The 17,603-nt window shown below is 63.2% G+C and carries 11 protein-coding genes; 6 read left to right on the forward strand and 5 right to left on the reverse strand.

The window, feature by feature from the left end:
• Positions 1-34 precede the first annotated feature (34 nt).
• Entirely contained in the window at positions 35-979 is a 945-nt protein-coding gene (locus JFU57_RS15480) for a LysR family transcriptional regulator (protein ID WP_078473234.1), read from the reverse strand.
• 299 nt (positions 980-1,278) lie between these two features.
• Here JFU57_RS15480 and JFU57_RS15485 point away from each other — a divergent pair, with 299 nt between their 5' ends.
• Both JFU57_RS15485 and JFU57_RS15490 read left to right on the forward strand, forming a co-directional pair.
• Positions 1,279-2,604, forward strand: coding sequence for an MFS transporter (locus tag JFU57_RS15485; protein WP_201129930.1), 1,326 nt, complete (start codon positions 1,279-1,281; stop codon positions 2,602-2,604).
• 33 nt (positions 2,605-2,637) lie between these two features.
• Positions 2,638-3,813 (forward strand): L-rhamnonate dehydratase, encoded by a 1,176-nt coding sequence (locus tag JFU57_RS15490; protein ID WP_078473236.1) that lies wholly within the window; start codon positions 2,638-2,640, stop codon positions 3,811-3,813.
• A 45-nt stretch (positions 3,814-3,858) separates the two neighbouring features.
• Here JFU57_RS15490 and JFU57_RS15495 read toward each other — a convergent pair whose 3' ends face one another.
• Positions 3,859-4,752: a DMT family transporter gene (locus JFU57_RS15495; protein WP_078473237.1), complete on the reverse strand. Its 894-nt coding sequence runs from the start codon at positions 4,750-4,752 to the stop codon at positions 3,859-3,861.
• 72 nt (positions 4,753-4,824) lie between these two features.
• Positions 4,825-6,468: a methyl-accepting chemotaxis protein gene (locus JFU57_RS15500; protein ID WP_446739663.1), complete on the reverse strand. Its 1,644-nt coding sequence runs from the start codon at positions 6,466-6,468 to the stop codon at positions 4,825-4,827.
• Positions 6,469-6,863: 395 nt separating this feature from the next.
• Between JFU57_RS15500 and aceK the strand changes: the two genes are divergently transcribed.
• The 4 genes from aceK (at position 6,864) to JFU57_RS15520 (ending at position 15,696) form a co-directional block, all read left to right on the forward strand.
• Positions 6,864-8,582: a bifunctional isocitrate dehydrogenase kinase/phosphatase gene (gene aceK, locus JFU57_RS15505; RefSeq protein ID WP_201129932.1), complete on the forward strand. Its 1,719-nt coding sequence runs from the start codon at positions 6,864-6,866 to the stop codon at positions 8,580-8,582.
• A gap of 86 nt (positions 8,583-8,668) precedes the next feature.
• Positions 8,669-12,565, forward strand: coding sequence for an ATP-dependent RNA helicase HrpA (hrpA, locus tag JFU57_RS15510; RefSeq protein WP_078473240.1), 3,897 nt, complete (start codon positions 8,669-8,671; stop codon positions 12,563-12,565).
• Positions 12,566-12,807: 242 nt separating this feature from the next.
• The gene (locus tag JFU57_RS15515) at positions 12,808-13,929 is read left to right on the forward strand and encodes a beta-ketoacyl-ACP synthase III (protein ID WP_201129933.1); all 1,122 of its coding nucleotides are present in this window, start codon (positions 12,808-12,810) and stop codon (positions 13,927-13,929) included.
• Positions 13,930-14,352: 423 nt separating this feature from the next.
• The gene (locus JFU57_RS15520; protein ID WP_078473242.1) at positions 14,353-15,696 is read left to right on the forward strand and encodes an OprO/OprP family phosphate-selective porin; all 1,344 of its coding nucleotides are present in this window, start codon (positions 14,353-14,355) and stop codon (positions 15,694-15,696) included.
• Between the two features lie 86 nt (positions 15,697-15,782).
• Here JFU57_RS15520 and JFU57_RS15525 read toward each other — a convergent pair whose 3' ends face one another.
• Together JFU57_RS15525 and JFU57_RS15530 are read right to left on the reverse strand one after the other, a co-directional pair.
• Positions 15,783-16,205 (reverse strand): DUF4440 domain-containing protein, encoded by a 423-nt coding sequence (locus JFU57_RS15525; RefSeq protein ID WP_201129935.1) that lies wholly within the window; start codon positions 16,203-16,205, stop codon positions 15,783-15,785.
• Complete coding sequence (locus JFU57_RS15530) at positions 16,186-17,556, reverse strand: MFS transporter (protein ID WP_201129936.1); 1,371 nt, start codon at positions 17,554-17,556, stop codon at positions 16,186-16,188. The genes JFU57_RS15525 and JFU57_RS15530 overlap by 20 nt, the downstream gene beginning before the upstream one ends.
• Positions 17,557-17,603: the final 47 nt, after the last annotated feature.

Raw genomic sequence — 17,603 nt, forward strand, 5'->3', positions numbered from 1 at the left:
CTGCCGATGATGAGCCGGAGGTTTTCGCCAAGCCCTAGGGCCGCGCTCCGGCTTGTTCGACCCGCACCGAGTGCATGAACGCCTGCATGGCCGATGACTGGATGCGATGGCGCCGGGTAATCAGGCCAAAGGGCGGCAGGCGCGTTTCGAAGCTGATCGGCAGTACCGCCAGCAGATCGCGCCCCGGGTAGTCCTCGACCACCGAGACCGGGGTCACGCCAATCATGTCGGTCTGCTGCACCAGTGACAGCAGGGTCATGATCGAGGTGGTCTCGACGATGCTGCTGGGGATGTCGACCCGGGCATTGTGAAACACCTGATTGATGATCGCGCGCATGGGGCTGGGGTGCTGTTGCAGGACCCAGGTTTCGTTCTGCAGCTCGGCCCAGCTCAGTCGGGTACTGTGTGCCAGCGGATTCTGCGCACCGGCGATCACGCACAATTCCTCCTCGCCCAGGCTGTCGAACAGCAGCTCTTCGGCCCTTGCACCGGCGGGGATCCGGCCGAGCACGATGTCCAGTTGATCCTGCAACAAGGCCTGCACCAGCACGTCGCTGGTGTCGACCTGAATGCTCATGGACAAGCGTGGGTGGCTCTTTTTCAAGGTGGCGATGGTTCGCGTCAGCAAGCCCGACGCCAGCGCCGGAATGGCGCCGACGGCGACCCGTCCGAGGTTGCCGGACTCCAGGGCCACCAGTTCTTCGCGCATGCCGCTGACTTCGGCGAAAACCATCTGCGCGTAATAAATCACTGTTTCGCCAAACGGCGTCGGGCGCATGCCTCGGGGCAGGCGCTCGAACAGCTCGACCCCCAGCAGGTCTTCGGCTTCGTGAAGCATCTTGGTCGCCGCCGGCTGGGTCATGCCGATATTGTCGGCCGCCCGGCGCAACGAGCCGAATTCCTGCAGCGCCAGCATCAGCCGCAATTGGCGCAGGCGCAGGCGACTGTGGATCACATTGGCATCAGGAATTCGGGTCATGGGGCCGGGCTCGCAAAAGGGACAGCGGCAAGCCTGCCAACAAATGCCAGGCGCTACCAGCGACCATGATCAGGTTCGGGGTTTTTCCCGATAACCCTAAGTGGGCAGGAAGCGCCTTCTGCTATCACCTGAGGCTATCGGTGGATATGCATAAGTGATTAGCCGCTGTGTCGGGCGCTGGCTAAAGTCGCGCCATCGCTCAAGACGCACCGGCCACCGAGGCGTTTCTTCGGGCGACTCAACAACTACAAAAAGCCAGCCCTGGCGCTTGCCCTGGGCCTGTCTCAAGGAACACTCAAATGACCCGTCCAGATCCTGCCCTGGCGTTGTCCAGCGCCATCTCCAAAAGCCGGCTGCGTTTGCTGCCGTTCCTGATCCTGATGTACATCCTGGCGTTTATCGATCGCTCCAATGTCGGCTTCGCCAAAGCCGCGCTGCAGGCCGATACCGGTCTGGGCGACGCGGCGTTCGCCTTCGGCGCGAGCATCTTTTTCGTCGGTTACGCGTTCTTCGAGGTGCCGAGCAATTACATGCTGCACCGCCTGGGCGCCAAGGTCTGGCTGTGCCGGATCATGGTCACCTGGGGCCTGGTGTCGGCGGCGATGATGTTTGCCCACAACGCCGAAACCTTTTACGTGCTGCGCTTCATGCTGGGGGTGGCCGAAGCCGGTTTCTTCCCGGGGATCATCCTTTACCTCACCTATTGGTTCCCCGCGCAAAGCCGTGGCCAGGCCCTGGGCCTGTTCTATTTCGGCCTGCCGCTGGCGCTGGTGTTGGGCAGCCCGCTGTCGGGCTGGTTGCTGGAGTTCCATGGCGTGTTCGGCCTGACCAACTGGCAATGGCTGTTTGTGGTCGAAGGCCTGATGGCTTCGGTGGTTGGCATCGCCGCCTACTTTTACCTGGTCAACCGTCCGGCCGATGCCCGCTGGTTGAGCCCTGAGCAGAAGCAGGCGCTGCAAGACGCCCTGGCCGAAGAGGACGCCCAGAAACAACACAGCAGCCCCCACGGTTTCCTCAGCGCCTTGCGCAACCCTCGGGTGCTGCAATTCTGCCTGGCCTATTTCACCATCCAGATGAGTGTCTACGGTGTGGTGTTCTACCTGCCGACCCGTATCGCCGGGCTGCTCGATGGCCATGTCGGGCTCAGTGTCGGCCTGATTACCGCAATCCCCTGGGTCTGCGCCCTGGTTGTCACGCGCCTGGTCACCCGCTATGCCGACCGCAGCGGCCAGCACCGGCGCATGGCGGTGTGCATGCTGACCATGGCCGCACTGGGCATCGCGGCCTCGGCCCTGGGCAACAGCATGGTGCCGGTGGTGCTGGCGTTCTGTTTTGCCGCCGCCGGATTCGTCGCGGTGCAGCCGTTGTTCTGGACCATCCCCACCGGTTACCTGAGCGGTGCCGCCGCCGCTGGCGGGATCGCCCTGATCAACTCCATCGGCAACCTGGGCGGTTTTGTCGCTCCCAACCTGAAAACCGTGATGGAAAGCCAGTTTGCCGACCCGCGCGCGGGCATGTTTGCCCTGGCCCTGGTGGGCATCCTCGGCGCCATCCTGCTGGCTCGACTGCGCACCGGCACTACCCCGAACTCTCCCCAACAGCTCAAACCAGCCCAGGTTGGCTGAACTCTACCCAAGCGTTAGCAAGGAACTGTATCCATGAAAATCAAAGCGATCCGTACCCGCGTTTTCGAGTGGAAAGGCAAGGTCGTCCCACCCCAGGCGCACTTCTGCACCAACGCCAGCGATATCCTGTTCGAGCGTGGCGATGCCATGGGCTCGTTCCGTTTCCACGGCTGGCTGGTGGTTGAAGTCGAGACCGACACCGGCCTCGTCGGTATCGGCAACTGCGCCCTGGCACCGCGGGTGGCCAAGGAAATCATCGACACCTACCTGGCACCCATCGCAATCGGCGAAGACCCGTTCGACAACGAATACATCTGGCAGAAGATGTACCGCCAGAGTCACGCCTGGGGTCGCAAGGGCATCGGCATGGCGGCGATCTCGGCCATCGATATCGCCATCTGGGACATCATGGGCAAGGCGGTGAACAAGCCGGTGTTCAAGCTGCTGGGCGGGCGCACCAAGGAAAAGATCTGGACCTACGCCTCCAAACTGTACGCCAACGACAACCTCGACCTGTTCCTCGAAGAGGCCCAGGGCTATCTGAACCAGGGCTTCACCGCGCTGAAAATGCGCTTCGGCTACGGCCCCAAGGACGGCCCGGCCGGCATGCGTCGCAACATCGAGCAAGTGCGCGCCCTGCGTGAGCTGGCCGGACCGGACATCGACATCATGCTGGAGTGCTACATGGGCTGGACCCTGGAATACGCGCGCCGCATGTTGCCCAAACTGGCCGAGTTCGAGCCGCGCTGGCTGGAAGAGCCAGTGATCGCCGATGACATCGAGGGTTATATCGAGCTGAAGAAGATGGGCATCATGCCGATCTCCGGCGGTGAGCACGAGTTCACCTCCTATGGCTTCAAGGACCTGCTGGAGCGGCGTGCGGTGGACGTGATCCAGTACGACACCAACCGGGTCGGCGGCATTACCGCGGCACGCAAGATCAACGCCCTGGCCGAAGCCTGGTCGGTGCCGGTGATCCCCCATGCCGGGCAGATGCACAACTACCACCTGACGATGTCCACCACCGCTTCGCCAATGGCCGAGTTCTTCCCGGTGTTCGACGTCGAAGTCGGCAATGAGCTGTTCTATTACGTGTTCAAGGGTGAGCCGCAGCCGGTCAACGGTTACATCCAGCTCGACGATCACAAGCCGGGCCTGGGCCTGGAAATCTCCGACGACTACCTCGGTGATTTCAACATCATCGAGTAGGCCGCCCGCTCGTGGACACCTGTCGCCGCGCCCAGGGCGGCAGGTTCAGGGCTTTCTCAGCACCGTGGGCTGCAACACCAGCCACAACGCCGCGCCAATCAGCGCCCCTCCATAGAGGTGGGCCATGGACAGCGGTTCATCCAGCAGCAACGCCCCCCACAACACCCCGAACAGCGGAATCATGAAGGTCACGGTCATCGACTTGACCGGCCCCACCGAACTCAGCAGGCGGAAGTAAAGAATGTAGGCCAGCGCCGTGCACACCAGGCCCAGGCCCAGCAGCGACAGCCACACGCTCCAGCCGCCCCAGCTGGCGGGCGGTTGGGTAAAGGTGCTGTAGGCGAACAACGGCAGCAGCAACAAGGTGGCACCGAGCATGCTGCCCAGGGCGGCAAGGCGGCTGTCGAGGCCACCGGCCTGGTCCAGCCAGCGCCGTGCCAGAAAGCCGGCAAAACCGTAGCAGGTGGTGGCCAGCAGGCAGGACAGTGCGCCCAGCAACAGCTGCAGGTCAAAGGCCATGGGCCCGGCGCGGGTCAGGATGCCGACCCCGAACAGTCCCAGGCAGACCCCGGCGATCTTCGCCAGGCTGAGTTTTTCATGGAAGAACAGGCCACCGATCAACACGCCCATCAACGGCGTGGTGGCGTTGAAAATGGCCGAGTAACCGGCCGGCAGCACCTGGGCAGCCACTGAATACATGGTGGCGGGGATGCCCGAGTTGATCATCCCGAGCAGCAGGACGATTTTGAACTTGCCGCGAAAATCCCAGCTGATGCGCATCAGCGTCAGGATTACCAGCAACCCGCCGGCGGCGATCGAGACCCGAAAAAACGCGGTGGGCACCGTGCCCAGCACGGGCGCGATGATTCGCATAAACAGGAAGCTCGCGCCCCAGATGGCAGCTAATGACAGCAGGCGCAGGATATCGACAGGGCTCACGGCAAACTTCTCACCTAATGGGGGCGAGAGTGTGCCGAGAGGCCCCTGGCCTTGCAAACCCTAATCGGTCTTTTACAGCACGAAACGCGTCACCAGGCCGTTGAGGTCGATGGCCAGGCGCGACAGCTCCTGGCTGGTGGCGGAGGTCTGGGTGGCGCCGGCGGCGGTCTGGGTCGAGAGGTCGCGGATATTCACCAGGCTGCGGTCGACGTCGCGGGCCACCAGGGCCTGCTGCTCGGCGGCGCTGGCGATCACCAGGTTGCGCTGGCTGATCTGAGAGATCGCGCTGGTGATTTTCTCCAGGGCACTGCCCGCGCTATTGGCCCGTTGCAGGGTGTGCCCGGCCTGCTCGGCGCTGCTTTGCAGGGCGCCGACCGTGGCGTCGGTGCCTTGCTGGATGCGGGTGATCATCTGTTCGATTTCTTCGGTGGAGTCCTGGGTGCGCTGGGCCAGCGAGCGTACCTCGTCGGCCACGACCGCAAAGCCGCGCCCGGCTTCCCCGGCCCGCGCCGCTTCGATGGCGGCGTTGAGTGCCAGCAGGTTGGTCTGTCCGGCGATGCCGCGAATCACCTCCAGCACCTTGCTGATGTCCTGGGCTTGCAACGCCAGGCCCTGGGCCTGGGCCGAGGCACCGAGCACTTCGTCCACCAGTTGCTGGATCGAACTGATGGTTTCACTGACCTGGTAATGGCCGTGCTTGCTGTCCTCGTCCGAGGCTTGCGAGGCCTCGGCGCTGGACACCGCGTTGCCGGCCACTTCATCCACTGCCGCGCTCATTTCGGTGACGGCGGTGGCGGCCTGTTCGATTTCATCGTTCTGCAGTTGCAGGCCCCGGGTGCTCTGCTCCATCACCGAACTCATTTCTTCGGCGGCGGAAGCCAGTTGCTGCGACGATTCGCTGATGCCGTGCAGGGTCGAGCGCAGGTTGGCCTGCATTCCGGCCAGGGCGGTGAGCAATTGCGCGGGTTCATCGGTGCCGTCGCTGCCGATGGGTTGGCTCAAGTCGCCGGCGGCGATGGTCTGCGCCACCGCCAGGGCCTGGGCCAGCGGGGTGGTGATGCTGCGGGTCAGCATCCACGCCAGTAGCAGGGTGCCAACCAGGGCGATGCCAATGATCAGGCTGACAATCCACAGCGAACGGTCGTACATCGCGGCGGCGTTGTCGGCGGCCAGGTCGGCGCCCTCCTGGTTGAAGGTGATCAAGTCCTCCAGGCCCTGGTCGAGCACTGTGCCCTGGGGCGCCAGTTCGCTATTGAGGCGTTTATAAGCCTGCTCGGACTGGCCGGCGTCGATCTCGGCGATGATCTGGTCGAGGATCTGCAGGTAGCGACCGACCAGGGTCTTGAGTGCATTGAGCTTGGCCTGCTCCTGGTCGTTGCTGAGCAGGGCCTGGTGGTCGACGAGGCGTTTTTGCAGTTCCTGGCGCTCGCTGGCGATGATGCCTTTGCTTTTGTCGTGGCTGGCCGCCTGGTCGTTGGCGATCAGGCGCACCGCTTCAAGGCGGATAGCGGCGATATTGGCCGCGCTGTCGTGGATGTTTTCGATGCTTGGCATCCACGACTCCTCGATGACTTTTGCGCTTTCGCGCAGGGCGGCCATCTGGCCCAGGCAAAACATCCCGACCACGATCAACAGGCTGGCCAGCACCCCGAAACTCAAACTGGCGCGCAGGCCGATGCGGATGTTCCTGATAGACATAACGTGCTCCTTGGTCATTGAAAAAACAGTGTTCCCTTGTCGGTTCGGATCTTGTTGTTAGAGGTTCAAGGCGCGCTGTATATCAAAGTGCCATCATTCTGGTAAGGCCGTCGCAGAGCGCTCCAGGCGGCAAAAAGGGCAAGGCTGGAAGTCGGTGAAAAGTGCGCTCGAATAATTTGACGTCACTTTTTTGCCGCGCAGGGCAGGTGGCAGGCGGGCTGTAGATGAATCGATTAATCACGAAAGGGGTGACTGATCGGTGCTTTTATTGACCGAACGGTCGATTAAAAAAACTTCGGCGCAGGTTGCCGATCACCGACCGATGCCGGCCTCGGCGCGCAAAAATTGCGCTTCTCTGCACCGGCTTCACTGGCTAAGCTCAGGCTTCGAAAATTCCCGCAGAGGTCTCCTTTATGCCGCAGTCATGGCCCGCCGCCGATATCGCTCGAATGATCCTTGAGGGCTTCGACGATTACCGCGAGCATTTTCGCCAGATCACCGACGGCGCCCGTGCCCGCTTCGAGCGTGCGCAATGGCAGGAGGCACAGACGGCCTCGGCGGCACGGATCAACCTGTACGAGGAGAAGGTCGCCGAAACCGTCGCCCGGCTGCACGCGGCCTTCGCGGACAAGGCCTTGCTCGACGTCAGCCAGTGGCCCCTGGTCAAAAGCGCCTACATCAGCCTGATTGACCTGCGCTTTGACGATGAGCTGTCCGAGACCTGGTACAACTCGACCTTCTGCGGGCTGTTCAGCCATGACCTGATCAGCGACGGCTGCATGTTCATCCACACCACCCGGCCCACCCTGCGCCGGGCCCGGGCCGCGCAAACCCGTATCTACAAGCCCGATGGCGAGCTGTCGGCGATGCTCGAGCAGATCTTTGTCGACTACAGCTTCAGCGAGCCCTACGCCGACCTGGCGGGGGACCTCAATCGCCTGCAAGCGCAACTGCGCGAAAACCTGCCGGACTGGGTGTGCAAGGACCCTCAGCTTGCGGTCGAGCTGTTTTCATCGGTGCTGTACCGCAATAAAGGCGCGTACCTGGTGGGCCGCATCTACACCCAGGATGAGCAGTGGCCGCTGGTGATTCCACTGCTGCACCGCGAAGGGCGGGGGATTCAGATCGACGCGCTGATCACCGACGAAGCCGATGTGTCGATCATCTTTTCCTTCACCCGTTCCTACTTCATGGTCGACGTGCCGGTGCCGGCAGAGTTCATCGGCTTTCTCAAGCGCATCCTGCCGGGCAAGCACATCGCCGAGCTCTACACTTCGATCGGCTTCTACAAGCACGGCAAGTCGGAGTTCTACCGGGCGCTGATCAACCACCTGGCCAACACCGACGACCAATTCATCATGGCCCCCGGCGTGCGCGGCATGGTCATGAGCGTGTTCACCCTGCCGGGTTTCAACACGGTGTTCAAAATCATCAAGGACCGTTTTTCGCCGTCGAAGAACGTCGACCGCGCCACGGTGATCGAGAAGTACCGGCTGGTGAAAAGCGTCGACCGCGTGGGGCGCATGGCCGACACGCAGGAGTTCGCCGATTTCCGCTTCCCCCTGAGCAAGTTCGACCCGGCGTGCCTCGCCGAACTGCTGGAAGTGGCAGCGTCGACGGTGGCGGTGGAGGGCGATACGGTGCTGATTCGCCACTGCTGGACCGAGCGGCGCATGACCCCGCTCAACCTCTACCTGGAAAACGCCAACGAAGCCCAGGTGCACGAGGCCCTGGAAGATTACGGGCTGGCGATCAAGCAACTGGCGGCGGCCAATATCTTCCCCGGCGACATGCTGCTGAAAAACTTTGGCGTGACCCGCCATGGCCGGGTGGTGTTCTACGACTACGACGAGATCTGCTTTCTCACCGAAGCCAACTTCCGCCACATCCCGGCCCCGCGCACCCCGGAAGACGAGATGGCCTCCGAGCCCTGGTACTCCATCGGCCCGCTGGACGTGTTCCCCGAGGAGTTCCCGCCGTTCCTGTTCGCCGACTTCGCGCAGCGCAAGCTGTTCGATCAGTTGCACGGCGAGCTGTACAACGCCGATTACTGGAAAGGCCTGCAAGAGGCGATTCGTGCCGGAAAAATCATCGATGTCTTTCCTTACCGGCGCAAAGGCGCGGAGGAATAGAGTCAGCGACACGCTGCAAGCGGCAAGCTAAAAGTGGGCCGTTGCGTTAATCTTGCCGCTTTTCGCTTGAAGCTAGCCGCTGCTCTATGACTATTGACCACCTGCTGAAAAACCTCGACCACGCCATGCTCGCCGACCGCCAACGGCTGCGGCGGCAATTGCTCGAGCTGCGCAAGAAGCCCGACGAGGCCAAGCTCGCGCAGTGGGTCGAGCGCATGCAGGCGTCTTGCGCCCAGGTCACGGCGCGGCGCGCCAGCCTGCCGGTGATTCGCTATGACGACAGCCTGCCGATTGCCGCCAAGCGCGATGAAATCAAGGCGGCGCTGCTCAAGCACCAGGTGTTGATCATCGCCGGCGAAACCGGCTCGGGCAAAACCACCCAGTTGCCGAAAATCTGCCTGGAAATCGGCCGCGGCCAGCACGGCATGATCGGCCACACCCAGCCGCGGCGGATCGCGGCGCGCAGTGTTGCCAGCCGGGTCGCCGAAGAACTGGCCACGCCCCTGGGGTCGCTGGTGGGTTATCAGGTGCGGTTCGAGGACCAGAGTGATTCCAACACCCTGATCAAACTGATGACCGACGGCATCCTGCTCGCGGAAACCCAGAACGACCGCTACCTGGAACGCTACGACACGATCATCGTCGACGAAGCCCACGAACGCAGCCTGAACATCGACTTCCTGCTGGGCTACCTGAAGACCCTGCTGCCGCGTCGTCCCGACCTGAAAGTCATCATCACCTCGGCCACCATCGACCTGGAGCGCTTCTCCGAGCATTTCGACAAGGCGCCGATTGTCGAGGTGTCCGGGCGCACCTTCCCGGTGGACACCTGGTACCGCCCCCTGACCCTGGAGCAGGACGAAGAGGGCAACCGGGTCGAAGACGACCTGACGGTGGATCAGGCAATTCTCGCCACCCTGGATGAAATTGCCGCCTATGAGCGCAGCGAGCGCCGCAGCCCCGGGGATGTGCTGGTGTTCCTGCCCGGCGAACGGGAGATCCGCGACGCCGCCGAAATGCTGCGCAAGGCCCAGCTCAAGCACACTGAAATCCTGCCCTTGTATGCGCGGCTGTCGCCGGCCGAGCAGCAGCGGATTTTCCAGTCGCACCCGGGGCGGCGTGTGGTGCTGGCGACCAACGTTGCCGAGACCTCGCTGACGGTGCCCGGCATCCGCTATGTGATCGACAGCGGCACCGCACGCATCAGCCGCTACAGCTATCGGGCCAAGGTCCAGCGCCTGCCGATCGAAGCCATTTCCCAGGCCAGCGCCAACCAGCGTAAAGGCCGTTGCGGTCGAGTCGAGCCGGGTATCTGCATCCGCTTGTACAGCGAAGAAGACTTTATCGGGCGTCCGGAATTTACCGACCCGGAGATCCTGCGCACCAACCTCGCGGCGGTGATCCTGCAGATGCTGCACCTGCGCCTGGGGGAAATTACCGACTTCCCGTTTATCGAGCCGCCGGATGGCAAGGCCATCAGCGATGGTTTCAACCTGCTGCAAGAACTCTCGGCCGTCGACCGCAACAGCCAGCTGACGCCGTTGGGCCGGCAACTGGCGCGCTTGCCGGTGGACCCGCGCATGGGCCGCATGCTGCTGGAAGCGGCCAAGCTCGGCAGCTTGCAGGAAGTGCTGATCGTTGCCAGCGCCATGTCGATCCAGGACCCGCGCGAGCGGCCGCCGGAGCGTCAGCAAGCGGCCGACCAGGCCCATGCGCAATGGAAGGACGTGGACTCGGACTTCGCCGGGCTGGTCAATCTGTGGCGCGGTTTCGAAGAGCAGCGCCAGGCCCTGACCGCCAGCCCGCTGCGCAACTGGTGCCGCAAGAACTTCCTCAACTACTTGCGCCTGCGCGAGTGGCGCGACTCCCATCGGCAACTGAGCCTGATCTGTCGCGACCTGCAACTGAGCCTCAATAAAGAGCCGGCCGATTACCCGAAACTGCACAAGGCAGTATTGGTCGGCCTGCTGAGCCAGATCGGCCAGAAGACCGAGGACGGCGATTACCTCGGCGCCCGTCAGCGCCGGTTCTGGATTCACCCGTCGTCGGGCCTGGGCAAGAAGCGTCCGCAATGGCTGATGACCGCCGAACTGGTGGAAACCACCAAGCTGTACGCGCGCATGGTGGCCAAGATCGACCCCGACTGGATCGAGCCCCTGGCCGGGCACCTGATCAAGAAAAACCACTTCGAACCCCATTGGGAGAAGAAGCGCGGCCAGGTGGTGGCCTACGAGCAAATCACCCTGTTCGGGCTGATTGTGGTGGGCCGGCGCCCGGTGCATTACGGCCCGGTGGACCCGGTGGTGTCGCGCGAGCTGTTTATCCGTGAAGGCCTGGTGCGGGGTGAAATCCAGTCCCGGGCCAAGTGCCTGGCGGCCAACACCCGCCTGTTGGAGCAGCTCGACGAACTGGAAGCCAAGGCCCGGCGCCGCGACATCCTGGCCGACGAAGAAACCCTGTTTGCCTTCTACGATGCGCGGCTGCCGGCGGAAATCCACCAGACCGCGACCTTCGACAGCTGGTACCGGGTCAACAGCCAGAAAGACCCGCAGTTGCTGATCATGCGCGAAGAGGACGTGCTGGCCCGCGAGGCCAGTGAAGTCACCGCCTTGCAGTACCCGGACACCTTGCACATCGGTGACCTGGAACTGGCCCTGAGTTACCACTTCGAACCCAATCACCCGCGTGATGGGGTGACCCTGCGCGTGCCGGCGCCGCTGTTGCCGGCACTGCCGGTGGAGCGTCTGGAGTGGCTGGTGCCGGGGCTGATCGAGGCCAAGTGCATTGCCCTGGTGCGCAACCTGCCCAAGGCCTTGCGCAAGAACTTCGTGCCGGTGCCGGACTTTATCAAGGCCGCCCTGCAGCGCATCGACTTTGGCCAGGGCTCGCTGCCCCAGGCCCTGGGTCGTGAATTGCTGCGCATGACCGGCGCCCGGGTCAGCGACGAAGCCTGGGCCGAGGCCGCGCAACAGGTGGAAAACCACCTGAAGATGAACCTGGAAATCGTCGACGGCCAGGGTCAGTTCCTGGGCGAAGGGCGCGACCTGGCTGAGCTCACGGCGCGTTTTGCCCAGGCCAGCCAAGCGGCCCTGGCCGTACCGCAGACCGCGAAAAGCCAGCAGCCGGTAGAGGCCAAGGTCTTTGCGGCAGTGGCAGAAAAGACCCAGCAGAAGATCGCCGGGCTGTCGATGACGGTGTACCCGGCGCTGGTGGAGGAGGGCGGCACCGTCAAGGAGGGGCGCTTCTCCACGGCCGCCGAGGCCGAGTTCCAGCACCGACGGGCCCTACAGCGCCTGCTGTTGCAGCAACTGGCCGAACCGGCGAAGTTCCTGCGCGGCAAATTGCCCGGGCTTACCGAATTGGGCTTGCTGTACCGCGAACTGGGGCGTGTCGAGTCGTTGGTGGAAGACATTCTGCTGGCCAGCCTCGACAGCTGCGTACTTGAAGGCGAGGCCAGCCTGCCGCGTGACGGCGCTGGCCTCGCGTCCCTGGCCGAGCGCAAGCGCGGCGGCTGGACCGAGCATGCCGAGCGTCTGGCCAGGCTGACCCTGGAGATTCTCAAGCTGTGGCACGGCCTGCAAAAACGCTTCAAGGGCAAGATCGACCTGGCCCAGGCGGTGGCGCTCAATGACATCAAGCAGCAGCTGGGCAACCTGGTGTACCCGGGGTTCGTCCGCGAAACCCCGAGCCAGTGGCTCAAGGAGTTGCCGCGCTACCTCAAGGCCATCGAGCTGCGCTTCGAGAAGCTCGGCAGCCAGGTGCAGAAGGATCGGGTGTGGAGTGGCGAGTTGAGCGGCCTGTGGGCGCAATACCAGGCCCGGGCCGGCAAGCACGCCCAGGAAGGCAAGCGTGACCCGCAATTGGAGCTCTACCGCTGGTGGCTGGAGGAGTACCGGGTATCGCTGTTTGCCCAGCAGTTGGGGACCAAGGTGCCGATCTCCGACAAGCGCCTGAGCAAGCAATGGAGCCAGGTCGAGGCCTGACTGGGGGAGGGCGCCTGCTTGCCGCAAGTGCCCCGTCGATCTCGCAGTTGCGGCGAAATGCCATTGGATATGGCAAACTCCGCCGTCATAAATGCCGGCCCCGGGTTCAGGCGTCACCGCCAGCCCGGGCGGATCGGAATAAAGCGATGCCAGGCTCTGCCCCGTCGATTGCGGGATGGACCCTTTACGGTTTGGTACGTCGGTGCCAATACCTTCTGCCTGAACAGAATAGAGGAACGACCGTGCATAACGTCGTCATCAGCGGCACCGGCCTGTACACCCCGGCCAACAGCATCTCCAACGAAGAGCTGGTGCAGTCTTTCAACACCTACGTGCACCAATTCAATACCGACAACGCCGCCGCCATCGAGCGCGGCGAGGTCCAGGCGCTGACCGAGTCCAGCGCCGCCTTCATCGAAAAAGCCTCCGGCATCAAAAGCCGCTTTGTCATGGACAAGGACGGCATCCTCGACCCGCAACGCATGGCCCCGCGCCTGCCCGAGCGCAGCAATGACGAATGGTCGGTGCTGTGCCAGATGGCTATCGGCGCTGCCGAACAGGCCCTGCAGCGCGCCGGCAAGACCGCCGCCGACATCGACGGGGTGATCGTTGCCTGCTCCAACCTGCAACGGGCCTACCCGGCCATCGCCATCGAAGTCCAGGAAGCGCTGGGTATCCAGGGTTTCGGTTTTGACATGAACGTGGCGTGTTCGTCGGCGACCTTCGGCATTCAGGCCGCCAGCAACAGCGTACAGCTGGGCCAGGCGCGGGCGATTCTGATGGTCAATCCGGAAGTCTGCACCGGGCACCTTAACTTCCGTGACCGCGACAGCCACTTCATCTTCGGCGACGCCGCCACCGCGGTGATTATCGAACGTGCGGACCTTGCGACCTCGCCGTACCAGTTCGACATCGTCAGCACCAAGCTGCTGACCAAGTTCTCCAACAACATCCGCAACAACTTCGGCTTCCTCAACCGCGCGGCGGAAGAGGGCATCGGTGCCCCGGACAAACTGTTCGTGCAGGAAGGCCGCAAGGTGTTCCGCGATGTGTGCCCGATGGTCGCCGAGCTGATCGGTGTGCACCTGGAAGAGAACCAGCTCAACGTCAGCGACGTGAAGCGTTTCTGGCTGCACCAGGCCAACCTCAGCATGAACCACCTGATCGTGAAAAAACTCCTTGGCCGCGAAGCCTCGGTGGTAGAAGCCCCAGTGATTCTCGACACCTACGCCAACACCAGTTCGGCCGGTTCGGTGATTGCGTTCCACACCTACCAGGACGACCTGCCGAGCGGCTCGCTGGCAGTGCTCAGCTCCTTTGGCGCCGGCTACTCGATCGGTAGCGTGCTGCTGCGCAAACGCTGATCCCACGCTAATGGGTGGGGTGAGACATGGCGCTCGCCCCATCCGCGCAGCCATCCCCCTGTAGCCGCTGCCGATAGGCTTGGGCCGCGCTGGGACGCTGGCCCTAAGCCCCACCGCGATTCTCCCGAATGTACTCCGGCGCCCATGCCGGCCAGCGCAGCCTGGCGGCAGCGGCTACCGCTATTCCCTCTGTACGCCCCCCCGCGAGCCTATCGGCACTGCTTACGTCCGAGCCGGCGCAACGCGTCTGATACAGGCTTTTTGCCTTATTTCAATTCGAAGTAAAAAAGTTCCCCTGTCATAAAATCTTTATCTATCAGCAACTCCCCTGAAATAACCGGTCGCCAAGATTCCCTCCCAACACGAGCGGGCCTGAACCGCGTGTTTTCAACGCAACAGACCACCAATTAGGGGAACTCTTCGATGATCCGTAAGCACTTCGCCGGTTTTGCTGCCAGCGCCCTGGCCATGGCAGTAACCGCCCAGGCTTTCGCTGGCACCGTCACCACTGATGGCGCCGATATCGTAGTCAAAACCAAAGGCGGCCTTGAGGTCGCGACCACCGACAAAGAGTTCAGCTTCAAGCTGGGCGGTCGCTTGCAGGCCGACTACAGCCAGTTCGACGGTGTCTACACCAAGAACGGTGACACCGCGGACGCCGCCTACTTCCGTCGCGCGTTCCTCGAACTGTCCGGCGTGCTGTACACCGACTGGGCCTACACCATCAACTACGACTTCTCCCACAACACGGGTGATTCGGATAACGGCTACTTCGACGAAGCGTCGCTGGCCTACAACGGCTTCAAGCCGGTGTCGATCAAGGTCGGTCGTTTCGACCCCGACTTCGGCCTGGAAAAAGCCACCAGCTCGAAGTGGGTTACCGCTCCCGAACGTAACATCGCCTACGACATGGTCGACTGGGCCAACAGCCACCAGAACGGCCTGGGCCTGCAGGCTTCCGGCGTCTTCGCCGAGTCGTTCTACGCGTCTGCTGGCGTGTTCAGCAAAGACACCGACGACACCGACGGCAACAGCATCAAGCAGGTCAACGGCCGCTTCGTATTCGCCCCGATGCACGACGCGGGCAACGTGCTGCACTTCGGTGTGAACGTCGCGTCCCGTGACGTTTCCGACACCGCGTTCGACTCTCGCTACCGCACCCGCATGGGCATGCGTGGCGTTGAAACCCTGGGCGGCAACGATGCCGGCACCAACGGCAACCGTCCGGTACTGGGTGGCGCTTCGGCATCGCCTGCCGGTTCCTACGACCGTGATACTGCCCTGGGCCTGGAAGCCGCGTTCGCCATGGGCCCGGCCTCGATCCAGGGTGAGTACGTCACTCGCAAGACCAAGGCCGATGCCAGCAACGTTGAAGACCTCAAGGGTCACGGCTTCTATGTACAGGGTGCCTACACCCTGACCGGCGAATCCCGTGGCTATAAAGTCGGCAAGTTCGATGCGATCAAGCCGGCGAACAAGGCCTTCGGTGCCTGGGAACTGTTCTACCGCTACGACAGCCTGACCGTGGAAGACGACAACGTGACCACCGCCAGCCTGACCCGTGATGTCGGCGACGCTTCGGTCAAGGTCCACAACCTGGGTGTGAACTGGTACGCCAACGAAGCGGTGAAAATCTCCGCCACGTACCTCAAGGCCAAGACCGATAAGGTCACCAACGCTACCGCGGCTGCCGGCGCCATCCCTGCTGCCCGCACTGGCGACGACAGCGGTGACGGTTTCGTCCTGCGCGCGCAGTACGTGTTCTAAGGTGCTGTAAAACCGATACAGAGCTCTTCCTCATCCGTTAAAGCTCCTCTCGTTTTAACCCCGCCCCGGCGGGGTTTTTTTTGGCCTCAGAACGGCGTTTCAGGCAACGGCGGGCAAGAGGTTTCGTGCAGGTACAGCCATTGGGCCGAGCCTTGGTCCAGGCCGATGATGGCCAGGGACAGGCGCGAGGTGAGGCTGTTTCCCAGGCGATGGGTTTCGCGGTAGCGGATCGCCGCGACCTGGGGTTGCTGCCAGACACACTGCCACTCGCTGAGGTGGATCTGCAGGCCGGCACGGGCACCCACGGCGCCACGGAACATCTGTTCGACCTGGGCCCGACCCACCGAGGCGCCCGTGGTGGTGACCATGCTGAAGTCTTCGGCAAATACCGGCATCAGTTGCTCGATGGCGGCCAGGCCTTGGCCATGATGGTCGGTGAATACCTGGTGGATCAGGTCATGCACCTGACGAATGCTGTGGATGGCCTGTTCAGCGCTGGAGGTGTGCATAAGTGTCCTGTTTGGCGGGTTGGAGGCGATGCAGATAAAGAAGAGGCAGCAGGCCGAGCAGGGCGGCGATGGCCCAGCTCAGGTGGTAGGCCGAGTGGGTCGGCAGGGTGCGCAGCAGCAGGTTGCAGATCATCAGCAACAGCGCGGCGCCGAGGCTGAAGGACATCTGCCGGTTGATGTTCCAGATCACGCTGCCCTTGTGTGTCAGGGCGCCGTCGAAATCCAGCAACGCCGTGGTTTGTGCGGTGTTGGCGCCGATGCCGCCGCCCACCCCCATCAGCCCATAGGCCGCGATGATCAGCGGCAGGTCGGCCGCTGTATCGACCCCGCACAGCAGGCCGATGCCGGCGCTGTGCAGCAGCAGGGCCAGGCCGAACAGGCGCCTGGCGCCCATGCGCTGGTAGACCCGGCCGCAGACCAGCATGGCGATGAAGGCGCCGCCGGCGTAGAGCACCATAAAGCTTCCGGTCAGGCCGGCACTGAAATGCAGGGTGTCTTGCAGGAAGAACATACTCAGCAGGTTGACCCCGGTGAACAGGCCGGGGATCGCGTAATAAATGCCGATCGAGCCGCTGAGGCGGACGCTGCGCAGCAGCCTCAGGTCGACGATGGGGTGAGTGCTGCGCCGGCAATGCCGTATGTACAGCAGGCTGAAACCGATCCCGGCCAACAGGTACGACGCCGCAGCCAGGGGCGGGTAATCGGTGCCGTACAGCGACAACCCCAGGAGCAGCGTGGCCAGCGCCGCGCTGACCAGCAGCAGGCCGCGCAGGTCCGGCCGGGGCCCGGGCGGGGCGCGGCGCTCGCGGATCCAGCACCAGGCCAGGCCGGCGGCCAGCAGGGAAAACGGCAGGTTGCTGGAGAACACCCAGCGCCACGAACTGTGGTCGACGATCAGCCCGCCAAGGGGCGGTGACAAGGCGGGGGCGATCAGCGCCACGGCCATGATCAGGGTCGAGATCTTTGCCCGTTGCTCGCCCTGGAACAGGTTGAACGTCAGGGCCTGCCCGACCGGAATCAGCAGGCCGCCACCGATCCCCTGGAGCAGGCGCCAGAACAGCAGCTCGGGAAAACTGCCGGCCAGGGCACAGAGCCCGGCCGTGATGCTGAACAGCAGCATCGACAGGGTGAGGATCTCGCGGCTGCCATAGCGCCCGGCCAGCCAGGTACTGATGGGCATGATCAGGGTCAGGCCGAGGATGTAGGCGTTGGCGACCCAGGCCACGGCCGTACCGGACACCTGCAGGTCGGTCGCGATGCTGGGCAGCGCCACGGCCGACATGAAGATATTGACGCAGTCGATAAAGAACCCGAGCAGGAATACCAGCGCCACTTGGTAGCGATAAGTCATGTCATCTCCCTTTTGCCGGGGAGCTTAGGGGCGATAGGCCGACCGGG

The organism is Pseudomonas sp. TH07, from assembly GCF_016651285.1.
In the GTDB taxonomy this organism is placed as follows: domain Bacteria; phylum Pseudomonadota; class Gammaproteobacteria; order Pseudomonadales; family Pseudomonadaceae; genus Aquipseudomonas.